This is a genomic window from Micromonospora sp. AKA38 (assembly GCF_027925725.1).
Taxonomy (GTDB): Bacteria; Actinomycetota; Actinomycetes; order Mycobacteriales; family Micromonosporaceae; genus Micromonospora.
This window is the reverse complement of record NZ_BNEI01000003.1, coordinates 1,097,431-1,114,177: the sequence shown is the minus strand read 5'-3', so window position 1 is coordinate 1,114,177 and position 16,747 is coordinate 1,097,431. Positions and strand designations below refer to the sequence as shown.

At 72.4% G+C, this 16,747-nt stretch carries 14 protein-coding genes; 7 read left to right on the top strand and 7 right to left on the bottom strand.

Features of this window, described 5'->3' with window-relative positions; all coding sequences use genetic code 11:
• Nucleotides 1-28: 28 nt before the first annotated feature.
• A complete protein-coding gene (locus TPA0908_RS13665) occupies nt 29-1,627 on the bottom strand; it encodes a peptide ABC transporter substrate-binding protein (RefSeq protein ID WP_281937949.1) in 1,599 nt (532 codons plus the stop codon).
• Between the two features lie 246 nt (nt 1,628-1,873).
• On the opposite strand from TPA0908_RS13665, the gene TPA0908_RS13660 reads away from it, so the two are divergent.
• Both TPA0908_RS13660 and TPA0908_RS13655 read left to right on the top strand, forming a co-directional pair.
• Nucleotides 1,874-2,737 (top strand): bifunctional methylenetetrahydrofolate dehydrogenase/methenyltetrahydrofolate cyclohydrolase, encoded by an 864-nt coding sequence (locus tag TPA0908_RS13660; protein ID WP_281937948.1) that lies wholly within the window; start codon nt 1,874-1,876, stop codon nt 2,735-2,737.
• A 99-nt stretch (nt 2,738-2,836) separates the two neighbouring features.
• Nucleotides 2,837-3,787 (top strand): malate dehydrogenase, encoded by a 951-nt coding sequence (locus tag TPA0908_RS13655; protein WP_281937947.1) that lies wholly within the window; start codon nt 2,837-2,839, stop codon nt 3,785-3,787.
• Between the two features lie 68 nt (nt 3,788-3,855).
• On the opposite strand, the gene TPA0908_RS13650 is transcribed toward TPA0908_RS13655, so the two are convergent.
• Nucleotides 3,856-4,647, bottom strand: coding sequence for an MBL fold metallo-hydrolase (locus TPA0908_RS13650; protein WP_281937945.1), 792 nt, complete (start codon nt 4,645-4,647; stop codon nt 3,856-3,858).
• 100 nt (nt 4,648-4,747) lie between these two features.
• Here TPA0908_RS13650 and TPA0908_RS13645 point away from each other — a divergent pair, with 100 nt between their 5' ends.
• Nucleotides 4,748-5,965 carry an NADP-dependent isocitrate dehydrogenase gene (locus TPA0908_RS13645; RefSeq protein WP_107158977.1) on the top strand — a complete coding sequence of 406 codons (1,218 nt, stop codon included), beginning with the start codon at nt 4,748-4,750 and terminating at the stop codon, nt 5,963-5,965.
• A 297-nt stretch (nt 5,966-6,262) separates the two neighbouring features.
• Here TPA0908_RS13645 and galT read toward each other — a convergent pair whose 3' ends face one another.
• The 4 genes from galT to TPA0908_RS13625 form a co-directional block, all read right to left on the bottom strand.
• Complete coding sequence (gene galT, locus TPA0908_RS13640) at nt 6,263-7,336, bottom strand: galactose-1-phosphate uridylyltransferase (protein ID WP_281937942.1); 1,074 nt, start codon at nt 7,334-7,336, stop codon at nt 6,263-6,265.
• Nucleotides 7,333-8,121 (bottom strand): DeoR/GlpR family DNA-binding transcription regulator, encoded by a 789-nt coding sequence (locus TPA0908_RS13635; RefSeq protein WP_281937940.1) that lies wholly within the window; start codon nt 8,119-8,121, stop codon nt 7,333-7,335. The genes galT and TPA0908_RS13635 overlap by 4 nt, the downstream gene beginning before the upstream one ends.
• A gap of 142 nt (nt 8,122-8,263) precedes the next feature.
• A complete protein-coding gene (gene cysC / locus TPA0908_RS13630) occupies nt 8,264-9,793 on the bottom strand; it encodes an adenylyl-sulfate kinase (RefSeq protein ID WP_281937939.1) in 1,530 nt (509 codons plus the stop codon).
• A gap of 113 nt (nt 9,794-9,906) precedes the next feature.
• Entirely contained in the window at nt 9,907-10,476 is a 570-nt protein-coding gene (locus tag TPA0908_RS13625) for a DM13 domain-containing protein (RefSeq protein ID WP_281937938.1), read from the bottom strand.
• A 143-nt stretch (nt 10,477-10,619) separates the two neighbouring features.
• Here TPA0908_RS13625 and TPA0908_RS13620 point away from each other — a divergent pair, with 143 nt between their 5' ends.
• Genes TPA0908_RS13620 through TPA0908_RS13605 form a run of 4 tightly spaced genes read left to right on the top strand, consistent with a single transcriptional unit; the run spans nt 10,620 to nt 14,074 of the window.
• A complete protein-coding gene (locus TPA0908_RS13620; protein WP_281937937.1) occupies nt 10,620-11,534 on the top strand; it encodes an ABC transporter ATP-binding protein in 915 nt (304 codons plus the stop codon).
• Nucleotides 11,527-12,408: an ABC transporter permease gene (locus TPA0908_RS13615; RefSeq protein WP_281937936.1), complete on the top strand. Its 882-nt coding sequence runs from the start codon at nt 11,527-11,529 to the stop codon at nt 12,406-12,408. Before TPA0908_RS13620 ends, TPA0908_RS13615 begins: the two co-directional genes overlap by 8 nt.
• On the top strand, nt 12,405-13,364 hold the full coding sequence (locus TPA0908_RS13610) for an ABC transporter ATP-binding protein (protein WP_281937935.1): 960 nt from the start codon (nt 12,405-12,407) through the stop codon (nt 13,362-13,364). Before TPA0908_RS13615 ends, TPA0908_RS13610 begins: the two co-directional genes overlap by 4 nt.
• Entirely contained in the window at nt 13,364-14,074 is a 711-nt protein-coding gene (locus TPA0908_RS13605) for an ABC transporter permease (protein ID WP_107158993.1), read from the top strand. Before TPA0908_RS13610 ends, TPA0908_RS13605 begins: the two co-directional genes overlap by 1 nt.
• 94 nt (nt 14,075-14,168) lie before the next feature.
• Here TPA0908_RS13605 and valS read toward each other — a convergent pair whose 3' ends face one another.
• A complete protein-coding gene (gene valS, locus TPA0908_RS13600; RefSeq protein WP_281937933.1) occupies nt 14,169-16,733 on the bottom strand; it encodes a valine--tRNA ligase in 2,565 nt (854 codons plus the stop codon).
• Nucleotides 16,734-16,747: the final 14 nt, after the last annotated feature.

The following is a 16,747-nucleotide window of genomic DNA, read 5'->3' as shown; positions in this document are numbered from 1 at the left end:
GGGGTGGCCCGGCCTTGTCGGGGGTGGGTCAGGCGCGTTCGATCTTCAGCAGGTCCACCCGGTCGAAGAGGTCCACGTGGACGTTCTTGACCTTGGTGGAGTGGCCGAAGTTGTTCTGCCCGTACCGCAGCGGGATCACCGGCAGGTCCTGCGCGAGCAGGTCCTCCGCCGCCTGGTACTTCTTGACCGCCTCGTCCGCGCTCGCCGCGCGGGCGCCCTCGGCGAGCAGCTTGTCGAACTCCGGGTTCGAGTAGCCGTAGTAGTTCGACGAGCCGTTGGTGCTGTACAGCGGGCCCAGGTAGTTCTCCATGGACGGGTAGTCCATCACCCAGCCCATCCGGAACAGGCCCACCGACTGCTTCTGCTTGAGCTTGGTCAGCAGGTCGGCGAACTTCGGCTCGGCGTTGCCCACGCACTCCACGCCCAGGTTGGCCTTGAGCTGGTTGCAGGTGGCGTCGATCCAGTCCTTGTGGCCGCCGTCGCCGTTGTAGGACAGCTCGATCTTCTTCGGGCCGCCCGCGGCCTCGTACATCGCCTTGGCCTTGGCCGGGTCGAACGCGCCGGCGGTGCCGATGGTGTTCTCCCGGTAGCCGGCGACCACCGGCGAGACGAACGAGCGGGCCGGCTGCTGCGAGTCCTTGAAGATCGACTTGGTGATCTCGTCCCGGTCGATCGCCATCGAGATGGCCTTGCGCACCTCGGGCTTGCTGAACTCCTTCTGGAACGTCGGGAACGCCAGCACCTGGAGCGACGAGGCCGGGCTCTGCTGGAACCGGTCGCCGAGGTCGGTGGCGGCGGTCGACAGGTTCTCGGTCGGGATCGTCTTGATCACGTCGAGGTTGTCCGACAGCACGTCCGCGTACGCGGCGGTCGGCTGCTGGTAGATCCGGAACTCGACGCCGCCGACCTTGGGCTGCTGGCCCGGGAACGCGTCGTAGCGCTCCACCTCGACCTTGGCGTCGTGCTGCCAGGAGCCCTTCATCTTGAACGGGCCCTGACCGATCGGCGCCTGCTCGTACCCCTCGGCCAGCACGCCCGGCGCGGAGAACGCCGCCTTGGGCAGCGGGTAGAACGCGGTGTAGCCGAGCATGGTCCTGAAGTCCACGTACGGCTCGGTGAGCGTCACGGTGAACGTCAGGTCGTCGACCTTCGTCAGGCCGCTGAGCGTCTCCGCCTTCGGCTTCTCGCCCTGGAGGTCCTCGTAGCCGGCGATCTTCTCGAAGAAGTAGCTGGAGTTCTGGCCGTTCGGCGCGTACGCGCCGTAGTTCCAGGCGTCGAGGTAGTTGTCGGCGGTGACCTTCTCGCCGTTGTGGAACGTGTAGCCGGGCTTCAGCTTGATCGTCCAGACCTTGTTGTCCGAGGACGTCACCGACTCGGCCGCCACCTCGTGCGGCTTGTTCGCCTCGTCGTAGTCGACGAGCGGGCTGAACAGCGCCGACAGCACCTGCGAGCCACTCGTCTCGTTGGTGTTGGTCGGCACCAGGTGCTGCGGCTCGGCGATCTCGATCCGCACGGCCGCGTCGGGGTCGCTTGCGCCGCCGCCTCCGCCGCCGGAGCCGCAGGCCGTCAGGCCCAGGGTCACCGCGAGCGGCAGAGCGGCCCAGGCCGCGAGCCTACGAACACGCATGGAGTCTCCTCATCTCCTCACGCTGCGCGGTCGGCCCGACGCTGGGTGACGCTGCGCAACGAGTCGTAACGGTAGGTCGCGCTGCGGCGGATCAACAACGGATGCGTTGCGAGCTGGTAACGGAACGTGCCGTCGAGTCCCGTTTCGTGGCCCGGACGACCACTCTCAGTGACGGAAACCACGTTGCGGAGCGTGATCGGTGCCCGTCGTCGTCCGGCTCGCCGGGGAACGTGAGACGATCACGGCGTGACGGCGACGATCCTGGACGGCAAGGCCACCGCGGCGGAGATCAAGGACGAGCTGCGAGCGCGGGTGAAGGCGCTCGCCGAGCGCGGCATCACCCCCGGGCTCGGCACGGTCCTGGTCGGGGAGGACCCCGGCTCCCAGGCGTACGTCAACGGCAAGCACCGCGACTGCGCCGAGGTCGGCATCGCCTCACTGCGCGTCACGCTGCCGGCCGACGCCACCCAGGAACAGCTCGACGCGGCACTGGCCGAGCTGAACGCGGACCCGGCCTGCCACGGCTACATCGTCCAGCTCCCGCTCCCGGCCCACCTGGACACCCAGCGGGCGCTGGAGTCGATCGACCCGGACAAGGACGCCGACGGCCTGCACCCGGTCAACCTGGGCCGACTCGTGCTCGGCTACGACGCCCCGCTGCCCTGCACCCCGCGCGGCATCGTCGAGCTGCTGCGCCGGCACGACGTGCCGCTGCGCGGCGCGAACGTCGCGGTGGTCGGTCGGGGCAACACGGTCGGCCGCCCGCTCGGCCTGCTGCTCACCCGGCGCAGCGAGAACGCCACCGTCACGCTCTGCCACACCGGCACCCTGGACCTCGCCGGCCACACCCGCGCCGCCGACATCGTCATCGTCGCCGCCGGCGTGCCGGGGCTGCTCACCGCCGACATGATCACCCCCGGCGCGACGGTGGTGGACGTCGGCATCACCCGGGTGATCGGCGACGACGGCAAGGGGCGCTACACCGGCGACATCGACCCCGAGGTGGCCGAGGTGGCCGGCAAGATGGTGCCGATGCCCGGCGGCGTCGGCCCGATGACCCGGGCGATGCTGCTCACCAACGTGGTCGAACGCGCCGAGCGGGACCGCTGACCACCCAGACAGGTCATAACCGTCCGCCCCTCGCCCGATCGGTGCCAGGATGGCTGATACGGTCCGGAAAACCGACTGGTATCAGGGAGTGGGACGACCATGGGTAAGAAGGTCACTGTCGTCGGGGCCGGCTTCTACGGCTCCACCACCGCACAGCGCCTGGCCGAGTACGACATCTTCGAGACCGTCGTGATCACCGACATCGTGGAGGGCAAGCCGGCGGGCCTCGCCCTCGACCTCAACCAGTCGCGGGCGGTCGAGGGCTTCGAGACCAAGCTCGTCGGCGTCACCACCGGCCCGAACGGCGAGGGCTACGAGGCCATCGAGGGCTCGGACGTCGTCGTCATCACCGCCGGCCTGGCCCGCAAGCCGGGCATGAGCCGGATGGACCTGCTGGAGACGAACGCCAAGATCGTCCGGCAGGTCTCCGAGAACGTCGCCAAGTACGCCCCGAACGCCGTCGTCATCGTGGTGTCGAACCCGCTCGACGAGATGACCGCGCTGGCCCAGATCGCCACCCAGTTCCCCAAGAACCGGGTGCTCGGCCAGGCCGGCATGCTCGACACCGCCCGGTTCACCAACTTCGTCGCCGAGGCGCTGAGCGTGCCGGTGAAGTCGGTCCGGACCCTGACGCTCGGCTCGCACGGCGACACCATGGTCCCGGTGCCGTCGAAGAGCACCGTGAACGGCAAGCCGCTGCGCGACGTCATGCCGGCCGAGCAGATCGAGGAGCTGGTCGTCAAGACCCGCAACGGCGGCGCCGAGGTGGTCGCGCTGCTCAAGACCGGATCGGCCTACTACGCGCCGTCCGCCGCCGCGGCCCGGATGGCGAAGGCCGTGGCCGAGGACTCCGGCGACGTGATGCCGGTCTGCGCCTGGGTCGACGGCGAGTACGGCATCTCCGGCGTCTACCTGGGCGTCGAGGCCGAGATCGGCGCCGAGGGCGTCAAGCGGGTCGTGGAGACCGAGCTGGACGCCGACGAGCTGGCCGCGCTGAAGGAGGCCGCCGAGGCCGTCCGTGCCAAGCAGGGCGACGTCGCCTCCATGTGACCTGAGCACCACCCGCCGCGAGGGGCGGCCGGCTTCCGCCGGCCGCCCCTCGCGCGTCCCACCCCCGGTCAGCCCACGCGAGGGTGGGGGGTGAAGGGGGCGCCCAGGTGGGGGGTGGCCAGGAGCAGCGGGGAGAGGTTCGACAGGACGCGCTCGCGGGTCCGGCCGGCCCCGGCCCGGTCCTCCTCGTGGACGTAGCACAGTGCCGGGTCGATCAACTGGATCGCGTGCACCAGCAGGTCGCCGGTGACCAGGAGGCGGTCGTCGCCGGACTCCACCAGCACGGACTGGTGCCCGGGGGTGTGGCCGGGCGTGCTCAGCACGCGTACCCCCGGGGTGAGGTCGGTGTCGCCGTCGAGCACCCGCAGCCGGCCGTCGGCGCGCAACGGCCCGAGCAGCCGGGCCGGCAGTTCCGGGTGGAACAGCTCCAGCGCGTCCAGCTCGGCGCGCTGCACCAGGTGGTCCGCGTTCGGGAAGAGCGGCCCGGCCCAGCCCACGTGGTCGCTGTGCAGGTGGGTGAGGACGACCGTGCGGACGTCCGCCGGGTCGATGCCGGCGTCGGCCAGCTCGGCCGGCAGCCGGCCGGGCACCGGCGCCCAGCTCGCCGCCGGCGCGTCCGCCGGGCCGATGCCGGCGTCGACCAGGGTGACCGGCCCGTCACCGGTACGCAGCGCGAACGCGCGGAACGGCAGCCACCAGCCGCCGTCCGGCCCGACCGCGTCCGGGTCCCGCCGGTCCGCCTCGCGCCAGTTCGCTTCGGTGGCGTCGGGGAACGCCTCCTCGCGCGGCATGAAGAAGGGGCCCGCTCCGTCGAGCAGCGAGGTGATCGTGATGGACCCGAGCGTGTGCGTCAGCGGCATGCGGGAAGGATGTCACCGCGAGGCCGGCTGGGTCACCTCCGACGGTTTCCAGTACGCTCGTACTGCTTGAGCACGTGTCCCCCGAGAGGAGCGCCGGCCGATGGCGAAGATCAAGGTAAACAACCCGGTCGTGGAGATCGACGGCGACGAGATGACCCGGATCATCTGGAAGCAGATCCGGGAGCAGCTGATCCTGCCGTACCTCGACGTCGACCTGCACTACTACGACCTGTCGATCCAGTACCGCGACGAGACCGACGACCAGGTCACCGTCGACGCCGCCAACGCCATCAAGGAGCACGGCGTCGGCGTCAAGTGCGCCACCATCACCCCGGACGAGGCCCGGGTGGAGGAGTTCGGCCTGAAGAAGATGTGGCGGTCGCCGAACGGCACCATCCGCAACATCCTCGGCGGCGTGGTGTTCCGCGAGCCGATCATCATGTCGAACGTGCCGCGGCTCGTCCCGGGCTGGACCAAGCCGATCATCATCGGCCGGCACGCGCACGGCGACCAGTACAAGGCCACCGACTTCGTCGTCCCCGGCCCCGGCAAGGTCACCATCACGTACGCCCCGGCCGACGGCGGCGCGCCGATGGAGATGGAGGTCGCCAACTTCCCCGGCGGCGGCATCGCCATGGGCATGTACAACTTCGACGAGTCGATCCGGGACTTCGCCCGCGCCTCGTTCCGGTACGGCCTGGACCGCAACTACCCGGTCTACATGTCGACCAAGAACACCATCCTCAAGGCGTACGACGGCCGGTTCAAGGACATCTTCGCCGAGGTGTTCGAGGCCGAGTTCAAGGCCGAGTTCGACGCCGCCGGCCTGACCTACGAGCACCGGCTGATCGACGACATGGTCGCCGCCGCGCTCAAGTGGGAGGGCGGGTACGTCTGGGCCTGCAAGAACTACGACGGTGACGTGCAGTCCGACACCGTGGCGCAGGGCTTCGGCTCGCTCGGCCTGATGACCTCGGTGCTGCTCTCCCCGGACGGCCGTACCGTCGAGGCCGAGGCCGCCCACGGCACGGTCACCCGGCACTACCGGCAGTACCAGAAGGGCGAGAAGACCTCGACCAACCCGATCGCCTCGATCTACGCCTGGACCCGGGGCCTGGCCCACCGGGGCAAGCTGGACGGCACCCCGGCGGTCACCGAGTTCGCCAACACGCTGGAGCAGGTCATCGTGGAGACCGTCGAGGGCGGCCAGATGACCAAGGACCTCGCGCTGCTCATCTCGCGGGACGCCCCGTGGCTGACCACCGACGAGTTCATGAACGCGCTCGACGAGAACCTGGCCCGCAAGCTCGCGGCCTGAGCCCTCTCGCCGATCACGACGGAGCCCGCCGGTACGCACCGGCGGGCTCCGTCGTGTCCGTGCGGTGTCGCGTCCGTGCTCCGTCGTATCCGTGCGGTGTCCACGCCGTGGGGCGTCACCCGGGCCCGGCCGGACTCGTTGCACCGGGTGGACGCGATGCCAGTCCCGTCCACCCGTCCCTTCCCAGCGGGGGCCCGGTCACCGGGCCCCCGCGCCCTGTTCCGGGGCGCGGACGCCCGGAGGGTGCCAACAGGGGAGCCGACCTCTACCGGAGGCGTTAAGAAGGGGCCCCGCCTTTCACGCGGCGCGCAGGAGTTCGGCGGCCCGCTCGGGGGCGATGTCGTTGATGAAGACGCCCATGCCGGACTCCGAACCGGCCAGGTACTTCAGCTTGTCCTTCGCCCGGCGGACGGTGAACAGCTGTAGGTGCAGATGCCCCAGCTCCCGGTCGACGCGCACCGGCGCCTGGTGCCACGCCGCGATGTACGGCATCGGCAGGTCGAACAGCCCGTCGAAGCGGCGCAGCAGGTCCAGATAGAGCGGGCCGAAGGCGTCCCGCTCGGCGTCGTCGAGCGCCGGGATGTCCGGCACCGGCCGGTGCGGGGCCACGTGCACCTCGAACGGCCAGCGGGCCGCCGCCGGCACGTACGCGGTCCAGTGCTCGTTGCTGGTCACCACCCGGTCGCCGGCGGCGCGCTCGGCGGCCAGCACGTCGGCGTAGAGGTTGCCGCCGGTGCGCTCGGCGTGCCGGCGGGCGGCGGCCAGCATGCTCCGGGTCCGCGGCGTGACGAACGGGTACGCGTAGATCTGGCCGTGCGGGTGGTGCAGCGTCACCCCGATCTCCACGCCCCGGTTCTCGAACGGGAACACCTGCTCGACGCCGGGCAGCGCGCTCAGCGCGGTGGTGCGGTCGGCGAGCGCGTCCAGCACGGTCCGCACCCGGCCGGGGGAGAGGCGGGCGAACGAGGCGTTGTGGTCGTCGGTGAAGCAGACCACCTCGCACCGGCCGAGCCCGGGGCGCACCGGCGTGAACGGCGTGATCTCGGCCGGCTCCTCGGCCACCCGCTGGCTCAGCGACGGGAACCGGTTCTCGAAGACCACCACGTCGTAGTCCGGCGCCGGGATCTCGCTGTGCCGGTCGCCGCGCGACGGGCACAGCGGGCACTGGTCGGCCGGGGGCAGGAACGTGCGGGTCTGCCGGTGCACCGCCACCGCCACCCACTCGTCGGTCAGCGGGTCGTACCGCAGTTGCGAGGCGGGCGGCGGCGGGGGCAGGTCCCGCCGGTCCGGCTGGTCCCGCACCGCGTCGTCCCGCTCGTCGAAGTAGATCAGCTCCCGGCCGTCGGCCAGCTCGATCTGCGTACGCTTCACTCCGCTCCCTCCGTCGCGGGCACGGTCACCAGCTCACCCACCCGGTCCTCGAGTACCCCTCGCGCGTCGGGTGTCAACCGGTCGTCGGTGACCAGCACGTCCGCCGCGTCGAGGCCGACGATCGACGAGATGCCGACCGTGCCCCACTTGGTGTGGTCGGCGAGCACCACCAGCCCGTCGGCGGCGGCCACCAGCGCGCGGTTCGTGTCCGCCTCCATCAGGTTGGGCGTGGTGAACCCGGCCCGCTCGCTGATCCCGTGCACACCGAGGAAGAGCAGGTCCAGGTGGAGCGCGGCGATCGCGGCCACGGCCAGCGGGCCGACCAACGCGTCCGACGGGGTGCGGACCCCGCCGGTGAGCACCACGGTCTGGTCCGGCCGGCCACCGACGTGCAGGATCTCGGCCACCGGCAGTGAGTTGGTGACCACCGTCAGGCCGGGCACGTCCACCAGCCGGCGGGCCAGCGCGGCGGTGGTGGTGCCGGCGGAGAGCGCGATCGCGGCGCCGGGGCGGACCAGCCGCGCGGCGTGGTCGGCGATGGCCGCCTTCTCCGCGGCCTGGCGGACCGACTTGGCCCGGAAGCCGGGCTCGTCGGTCGAGCCGGACCCGGCCAGCGTCGCCCCGCCGTGCACCTTGGCGAGCAGACCCTGGTCGTGCAGCGTTTCCAGGTCCCGCCGGATGGTCATGTCCGACACGCCGAACTCGGCGGCCAGCTCGGTGACCCGGACGCCGCCGGCGGCGCGGACCCGCTCCAGGATGGCGGTCTGCCGCTGTCGCGCGAGCATCGCCGGTCACCTCCCGAGCTTCCCCACCGCGAACGCGGTCGAACGTGTTCCAACAAAGACGAACACTACCGGTCGGCGGGGGCGCACGCGACACCGCCGCCGTCCCGGGACGGAACGGCGGCGGTCGGCGGATCCGTGCCGGTCAGGCCGGCTGCATGCGTGGCTCCACCCAGCCGGTCTCGGTGAGGTGCTCCAGCACCCGCTGGACCGCCTCCTCGACGGTCAGGTCCGAGGTGTCCACCACCAGATCGGCGTCGGTGGGCTCCTCGTACGGGTCGTCGATGCCGGTCATGCCGGTGAGCAGGCCGGCCCGGGCCCGGGCGTAGAGACCCTTGCGGTCGCGCTGCTCACAGACCGCCAGCGGCGTCGCCACGTGCACCAGCAGGAAACCCGCGCCGGCCGCCTGGGCCATCTCCCGGGCGGTCGACCGGGCCGCCGCGTACGGCGCGATCGGGCAGCAGATGCCGACCCCCCGGTGCCGGGCGATCTCGGCGGCCACCCAGCCGATCCGGCGCACGTTCAGGTCCCGGTCGGCCTTGCTGAAGCCCAGCCCGGCGGAGAGTTCCCGCCGCACCACGTCGCCGTCGAGCAGCGTGATCGTCCGATCACCCTGCTCCCGGAGCACGTCGGCGAGACTCCGGGCGATCGTCGACTTGCCCGAGCCGGAGAGGCCGGTCAGGAAGATCACCAGACCGCGGTGCCGCCGGGGTGGGCGGGCCCGGGCCAGCTCCCGCGCCACCGCGGGCGGGGTGTGCCACTCGGGCAGCGGGAAACCCCGGTCCAGCAGGTCGTCGATCTCGTGCTGGCCGAGCGCCAACCGGCGGTTGCGCGGTGGGATGTCCTCCCGCCAGCGCCACTGCCCGTCCCGGTTGTCGTACGCCAACTCGCGCGGCACCAGCACCCGCAGGCCGGCGCCGGAGAGCATGCCCTCGGTGGAGAGCAGATGGGTCACGCCGTACGCGGCGGCGACCCGCGCCCGCAGCAACGCGTCGCTGATCTCGTCGCTGCGCCGCGCCAGCGGCACCGCCACCAGCGTCGCCGGCGGCATCCGGTCGCGGGCCGCGAACACGCTGCGCACCAGCGCCTCGGCCGGCAGGCCACCGCTGGACTCCTCGCCCACCGGGATGAGCACCAGCAGGTGCGCGCCGAGCGTCCGGGCCGCGTGCGCGATCTGGGCCAGCTGCGGGCGGTGCAGCGCCCGGTCGGCGAAGACGCCGAGCACCCGGCCCGGCGGCAGCAGCCCGCGCACCTCGTCCGGGCCGCGTCGCAACCGCTGGAACGGCCCGTGGCCGCCGTCGCCGAGCCGGCGTACCGCGCCGCCCACGCCGACCGTGCCCTCGCGGGCCGGCCAGACGTCGCTCACGTCCATGGCCGCCACCGGGGCGCCCTCGCCGTCGGTGAGCACCAGCGCCCGACGCGCCGGGTCGGCCAGCTCCAGCCCGTCGGCGAGCGCCGCCGGCACCTGGAGCGTCACCGGCACCGGCCACGGGGTGCCGTCGGCGAGCCGGCCACGCCGGCCCAGCGAGGCCAGGTCCGCCCGGGTCATGAAACCGCTCAGCGGCGCGTACGCCCCGGTCAGCAACAACTCCAGATCGGCCAGCTCAGCGGGCCTTGGCGCGTACGACGGCGCATCCCGCAGCACATCCTCGGGCAGGATCCACCCGTTGCTCATCGAACCCCCAACTCGCCGGCCGGCACACAGTTTCGCAGCCCACCGGCGATCGGTCGAGAGCGCCACTCCACCTCCCGGCCACCCGGAGGTCGACCGGGTGTCGCCGGGCGGGTTCAGCCGGCGGTCGTCAGCGCCGCCGCGCCGAACGAGACGGCGAACCGCTCGCACCAGATGGAGACGCTGGTCAGCCCGGTGAGATCGGTTCCGGCGGGGATCTCGTACGCCTGGTCGCCCCGGTTTCCCTTGAGCGGACCGAGCGCCACGTGCCGCCCGTCGTCGAAGACACGCCACCCGGACGGCCCGGTCCGAACCGGCTGGTCGGTCAGCCAGACCTGAAGATCCGGACCGTTCGAGGTGTCCAGCCCGACCAGTTCCAGCCGGTACCGCCCGTCGGCGGTGCGGACGATCCGGGCGGCGCCCCGGGTGTCGTGCTCGTGGCTGACGAACTCGCCGCCGCCGAGCAGCACCGGGCCGGCGGGCGTCGGCGACGGCGTGGCCGGACGCGACGGCACGGCCGACCCCGTGGACGGCACCGCGGACGGCACCGCCACCAGTTCCTCGTGCACCTCCGTGTCGGTGACCAGCTTCCAGGGCTGGAACCAGTACAGCGCGGTCGCCGCCCCGACCACGAGGACGGCGACGGCGATCCAGGTCAGCGGCGCACGCAGCAGACGCATCGGCATGCGTCGAGTGTCCCGGTGCCGGGCGCGGCGGGCACCGGTCCGGCCGCTTACGGAAGCCTTACCGGCGGTGTCCGGGCCGAATCAGGGACAACCCCGAGCGTTTCCCGGTGCAAAGGCGGGCCCGCGCTTCCTAGGCTGGCAGCGTGACACTGCTCGCGACCGAGTCGCTGACCAAGACGTACGGAGGCCGGGTCACCGCGTTGGCCGACCTCACCGTGTCGGTCGAGCCGGGGATCATCGGGCTGGTCGGCGCCAACGGCGCCGGCAAGTCCACCCTGATCAAGATCCTGCTGGGTCTGCTCCCGCCGACCAGCGGCCGGGTGCAGGTGCTCGGCCTCGACCCCACCACCGATCCGGCGCAGGTCCGCGCCCGGGTCGGCTACATGCCCGAGCACGACGCCCTCCCGCCGGACCTCTCCGCCGCCGAGCTGGTCACCCACCTGGGCCGGATGAGCGGGCTGCCGCGCACGGTGGCCCGGGAACGCGCCTCCGAGGCGCTGCGCCACGTCGGCCTGCACGAGGAGCGGCACCGGGCGGTCGGTGGCTACTCCACCGGCATGAAGCAGCGGGTCAAGCTCGCCCAGGCCCTGGTGCACGACCCCGACCTGCTGCTGCTCGACGAGCCCACCAACGGCCTCGACCCGGCCGGCCGGGACGCCATGCTGGCGCTCATCCACCGGATCGGCACCGAGTTCGGCATCTCGGTGGTGGTCTGCTCCCACCTGCTCGGCGAGGTGGAGCGGATCTGCGACACGCTCGTCGCCATCGACGGCGGCCGGCTGCTGCGCGCCGACCGGGTCGCCGCCATGACCACCGCCACCGACGTGCTCGCCGTCGAGGTGAGCGAGGGCACGGAGGAACTGGCCGCCCGGCTCGCCGCGCTCGACCTGCCGGTGACCCGGGACGGGCGGCTGCTGCTCGTCCCGCTCGCCGACGACCACACCTACGACCTGATCCTCGGCGCGGTCGCCGAGCTGGACCTGCCGCTGCACCGGCTGGACCAGCGACGGCACCGGGTGGCCGAGCTCTTCGCCCCGAGGGAGCCCAGCCATGTCTGACGCGACAGGCGTCATCCACGACATCGGATACCAGCGCTACACCGGCCCTCGGCTGGGCCGGCGGCAGGTCTTCGGCGCGCTCTACGGGCACGGCGTGCGTACCGTCTTCGGGTTGGGGCGTAGCGCCAAGGCGAAGATCTTCCCCTGGCTGGTGGTGGCCGTGGTCACCGTGGTGGCCGCCGGGCTGACCGCGGTCCGCAGCCAGCTCGGCCAGGTGGTGCTGACGTACGCCCAGTTCGCCGACGCGATGAGCTGGCTGGTCATCTTCTTCGTCGCGGTGGCCGCGCCCGAGCTGGTCTCCCGCGACCTGCGCAGCGGCGTGCTCCCGCTCTACTTCTCCCGTCCGCTGCCCCGCGGCGACTACGCGCTGGCCAAACTGGCGGCCCTGATGACCGCGCTCTGGCTGCTGCTCGGCGGTCCGCAGCTGGTGATGTTCCTCGGCGCCGCGTTCACCACCTCACGTGGCATGCGCGGGGTGTGGGACGAGCTGCTCGACCTGCTGCCCGGCCTGCTCTACGCCGGGCTGTGGGCGGTGGTCTTCGCCTCGATCGGCCTGCTGGTCGCGTCGCTGACCGGCAAGCGCGCCTTCGCCGCCGGCGGCATCGTCGCGGTGTTCCTGATGACCACGCCGGTGGTCGGCGTGCTGTCCATCATGCCCTCCCGGACGGTCAACGAGCTGGCGTTCCTCGCCTCCCCGTCGTCGCTCGTCAGTGGCGTGGGCACCTGGGCGCTGGGCGACCTGCTGACCCAGGGACAGGAGGGGGGCATCCCGATCGGCGGCTTCGGGCCGGTCTACGCGGTGGTCGCCGTCCTGCTGGTCGCCGCCTGCGTCAGCCTGCTGCTCCTGCGATACCGGAAGGTGGCCGCCCGATGACGGCGCTGCACACGCAACCGGCGGCCGACGTGCCCGCCGCCACGACCAGCACCCTCGACCTGGCCGGCGTCTCCCGCTGGTACGGCAACGTGGTGGCGGTCAACGACGTCACCATGCGGCTCGGCCCCGGGGTGACCGGCCTGCTCGGCCCGAACGGCGCCGGGAAGACCACGCTGCTGCACATGATGGCCGGGTTCCTCGCCCCGTCCCGGGGCGCGGTGACGCTGGACGGGGAGCCGACCTGGCGTAACCCGGGCGTCTACCGGCGACTCGGCCTGGTCAGCGAGCGGGAGGCGGTGCACACGTTCCTCAGCGCGTACGAGTTCGTGCTGGCCAGCGCGAAGCTGCACCGGCTGCCGGACCCGGAGGCGGCGGCCCGGCGGGCGATCGAGCTGGTCGAGCTGGAGGGCGCGCAGGGCCGCCGGATCGGCACCTACTCCAAGGGCATGCGGCAGCGCACCCGGGTGGCCGCCGCGCTGGTGCACGACCCGCAGGTGCTGCTGCTCGACGAGCCGTTCAACGGGATGGACCCGCGACAGCGGCTGCACATGATGGCGCTGCTGCACCGGCTCGGCGACGCCGGCCGGACCATCCTGTTCAGCTCGCACATCCTGGAGGAGGTCGAGCAGGTCTCCGGCACGGTCCAGGTGATGGTGGCCGGTCGGCTGGCCGCCTCCGGCGACTACCGCACCATCCGCCGCCTGATGACCAACCGGCCGCACGTCTTCGCGGTGCGCTCCACCGACGACCGGGCGCTGGCGGTGGCGCTGATGGCCGAGTCCTCGGTCTCCGGTGTCGAGCTGGGCCGCACCGGCCTGACCGTCAAGGCCGGCGACTACGGCGCGTTCACCCGGGCCCTGCCCCGGATCGCCCTCCGCCACGGCATCCGGGTCCGGCAGCTCCTGCCGGAGGACGAGTCGCTGGAGAGCGTCTTCTCGTATCTGGTGGAGGCCTGATGTCGACCGTTACCTGGATCACCGCCCGCGGCCTGTTCGGCCGGAGCCGGTTCCTCATGCTGTTGCCGTTGCCGCTGGTCCTGATCGGCCTGGCGGTGCTCTGCCGGTCGCTCGGGGTGGACCCGGGCCAGTGGGGGCCGCCGGTGCTGGTCGGCCTCGGCCTGGCCGTGGTGCTGCCGGTGGTCGCGTTGATCGTCGGCACCGGCGTGCTCGGCGCCGAGATCGACGACGGCACCGTGGTGCACATCCTCACCAAGCCGCTGCCCCGCTGGCAGATCGTGCTGCCGAAGCTCGCGGTGGCGGCCGGCGTCAGCGCGGTCACGGTCGCCGTCCCGCTCTACGTGGCCGGCGTGCTGGCCGACTCGGTACGCCTCGGCCTGGCCCTGGTCGCCGCGTCGGTGGCCGGCGCGTTGGCCTACTCGGCGCTGTTCCTGGCGCTCAGCCTGGTGAGCCGGCGGCCGGTGCTGCTCGGCCTGGTCTACGTGCTGATCTGGGAGGGGCTGCTCGGCCGGTTCGTCGACGGCACCAAGGTGCTCTCGGTCCAGCAGTGGGTGATCGCGCTGGCCGACCGCATCGCGCCGACCGCGCTGCTCGGCACCACCGTCTCGGTGCCGGTGGCGGCCGTGCTGACCGCCCTGGTGACGGTCGGCTTCACCGCGCTGGCCGTCGACCGCCTCCGCTCGTTCAGCGTCGCCGGCGAGACGAGCTAGAAGGAAGGGCCCCTTCTTAACACCCTTGGGTGAGAAGGGGCCCCTTCTCTACCGGAGGCGTTAAGAAGGGGCCCTTCCTTACCCGAGGGCGGGGTTAGAACGCGCAGGCGATGACCAGCTCGGGGGTGCGGTCGGGAAGCAGGTCGAGCTTGGCGATCCGCCCCGCCGCGCGCACGTCGTCGGCCACGGTGGTGAGCTGGTCGAGCAGGGCCGCCGGCCCGAGCGCCTCGGCCAGCGGCACGTCCGCCTTCATCGACAGCTTCCGCTCCGACTTGGCGCGGCGCACCTGCCCCAGCGCGTCGGCGGCCAGCCGCAGCAGCTCCGGGTCGCCGGGCGCGGCCAGCGCGCGGTCCACCTCGTACGTGGTCGGCCACGTCGCGCGGTGCACCGAGCCGTACCGCCACCAGGACCAGACCTCCTCGGTGACGAACGGCAGCACCGGCGCGAAGAGCCGCAGCTGCACCGACAGCGCGGTGGCGAGCGCCGCCCGCGCCGAGTCGGCCGCCGGCCCCGCACCGTAGGCGCGTTCCTTCACCAACTCGATGTAGTCGTCGCAGAACCGCCAGAAGAACGCCTCGGTGGCCATCAGGGCGGCGGTGTGGTCGTACCCGTCGAGGGCCGACGTCGCGGCCCCGACCAGGCCGGACAGTTCGGCGAGCATGGCGGTGTCCAACGGCTCGCTCACCGGGGCCCGCAGCGCGTCGGCGGCGCCCAGTCCCAGCGCGAAGCGGGACGCGTTGAGCAGCTTGGTGGCCAGCCGGCGGCCCACCTTGACCTGGGCCGGGTCGAAGGCGAGGTCCATGCCCGGCTTGCCGTTGGCGGCCCAGTAGCGGACCGCGTCGGAGCCGTGCTCGGCCAGCAACCCCATCGGGGTGACCACGTTCCCCTTGGACTTGGACATCTTCTTCCGGTCCGGGTCGAGGATCCAGCCGGAGAGCACCGTCGTGCGCCAGGGCAGCACACCGTGTTCCAGGTGCGAGCGGGCCACGGTGGCGAACAGCCAGGTGCGGATGATGTCGTGTCCCTGCGGGCGCAGGTCCATCGGGAAGACCCGGGCGAACAGGTCCGGATCGGTCTCCCACCCGCCGACGAGCTGCGGGGTCAGCGACGAGGTGGCCCAGGTGTCCAGCACGTCCGGATCGCCGGTGAAGCCACCGGGCCGACCGCGCTGCGACTCGTCGAAACCGGGCGGCGGCTCGCTTGTCGGATCGATCGGCAACGTCGCCTCGTCCGGTGTGAGAGGGTGGGTCCAGTCCGGCTCGCCAGTGTCGTCGAGCCGGTACCACACCGGCACCGGCACGCCGAAGAACCGCTGCCGGCTGACCAGCCAGTCACCGGTGAGACCGCCCACCCAGTGCTCGTAGCGGTGCCGCATGTGCTCCGGCACCCAGCGCAGCTCGCGCCCGCGGGCCAGCAGCTCGTCGCGCAGGTCGGCGTCCCGGCCGCCGTTGCGCAGGTACCACTGCCGGGTCGAGACGATCTCCAACGGCCGGTCGCCGCGCTCGTAGAACTTCACCGGGTGGGTGATCGGGCGCGGCTCGCCGACCAGGTCGCCGGCCTCGCCCAGCAGCTCCACCACCGCGCGCCGGGCGCCGTTGACGCTCTGCCCGGCCAGCGCCGCGTAGGGCCCCGCCGGCACGTCCGCCGGCGGCTCCGGCAGCAGCCGCCCGTCCCGGCCGATCACCACCCGGGTGTCCAGCCGCAGGTCGCGCCACCAGGTCACGTCCGTCAGGTCACCGAACGTGCAGACCATCGCGATGCCCGTGCCCTTGGCCGGGTCCGCCAGCGCGTGCGCGCGCACCGGCACCGCCACCCCGAAGACGGGGGTACGCACAGCGGTGCCGACGAGGTCGGCGTACCGCTCGTCGTCGGGGTGGCAGACCAGCGCCACGCAGGCCGGCAGCAGCTCCGGCCGGGTGGTGTCGATCAGCACCTCGCGCCCGTCCGGCCCGGTGAACCGCAGCCGGTGGTACGCGCCGGGCCGGACCCGGTCCTCCAGCTCCGCCTGCGCGACCGCGGTGCCGAACCCGACGTCCCAGAGCGTCGGCGCCTCGGCCTGGTACGCCTCACCACGGGCCAGGTTGCGCAGGAACGCGCGCTGGCTGGCCGCGCGGGCCGCCGGCCCGATCGTGGTGTACGTCAACGACCAGTCCACGGAGAGGCCGAGCCGCCGCCACAGCGCCTCGAACGCCTGCTCGTCGGTCACGGTCAACGTCTCGCACAGCTCGATGAAGTTGCGTCGGGAGATCGCCGTCGGGTTCTTCCGGGCGTCGGCGCTCACCGGCGTGGCCGGCGGTCGCCAGTCCCGGTCGTACGGCAGCGCCGGGTCGGGGCGCACGCCGTAGACGTTCTGCACCCGGCGCTCGGTGGGCAGTCCGTTGTCGTCCCAGCCCATCGGGTAGAAGACGGTCCGCCCGCGCATCCGCTGGAACCGGGCCACGACGTCGGTGTGCGTGTACGAGAAGACGTGCCCCATGTGCAGCTCGCCAGACACGGTCGGCGGCGGGGTGTCGATGGAGTACACGTCCGCGCGTTCCTTCGTGCGGTCGAACGCGTACGTGCCGTCGGACTGCCAGCGGTGGGCCCAGGTCTCCTCGAGGCCGTCCAGGCTCGGACGCTCAGGAGGCCCGGAGCGCCCCGTCCTCGTCGTGTCACTCATCCGCCGATGGTAGG

Excerpts from the sequence above, each read along its gene's own strand:
- valS (WP_281937933.1), bottom strand. The coding sequence starts at position 16,733 with ATGAGTGACACGACGAGGACGGGGCGCTCCGGGCCTCCTGAGCGTCCG.
- TPA0908_RS13635 (WP_281937940.1), bottom strand. The coding sequence starts at position 8,121 with ATGCTCGCGCGACAGCGGCAGACCGCCATCCTGGAGCGGGTCCGCGCC.
- cysC (WP_281937939.1), bottom strand. The coding sequence starts at position 9,793 with ATGAGCAACGGGTGGATCCTGCCCGAGGATGTGCTGCGGGATGCGCCG.
- TPA0908_RS13665 (WP_281937949.1), bottom strand. The coding sequence starts at position 1,627 with ATGCGTGTTCGTAGGCTCGCGGCCTGGGCCGCTCTGCCGCTCGCGGTG.
- TPA0908_RS13615 (WP_281937936.1), top strand. The coding sequence starts at position 11,527 with ATGTCTGACGCGACAGGCGTCATCCACGACATCGGATACCAGCGCTAC.
- TPA0908_RS13645 (WP_107158977.1), top strand. The coding sequence starts at position 4,748 with ATGGCGAAGATCAAGGTAAACAACCCGGTCGTGGAGATCGACGGCGAC.
- TPA0908_RS13610 (WP_281937935.1), top strand. The coding sequence starts at position 12,405 with ATGACGGCGCTGCACACGCAACCGGCGGCCGACGTGCCCGCCGCCACG.
- TPA0908_RS13650 (WP_281937945.1), bottom strand. The coding sequence starts at position 4,647 with ATGCCGCTGACGCACACGCTCGGGTCCATCACGATCACCTCGCTGCTC.
- TPA0908_RS13625 (WP_281937938.1), bottom strand. The coding sequence starts at position 10,476 with ATGCCGATGCGTCTGCTGCGTGCGCCGCTGACCTGGATCGCCGTCGCC.
- TPA0908_RS13605 (WP_107158993.1), top strand. The coding sequence starts at position 13,364 with ATGTCGACCGTTACCTGGATCACCGCCCGCGGCCTGTTCGGCCGGAGC.
- TPA0908_RS13655 (WP_281937947.1), top strand. The coding sequence starts at position 2,837 with ATGGGTAAGAAGGTCACTGTCGTCGGGGCCGGCTTCTACGGCTCCACC.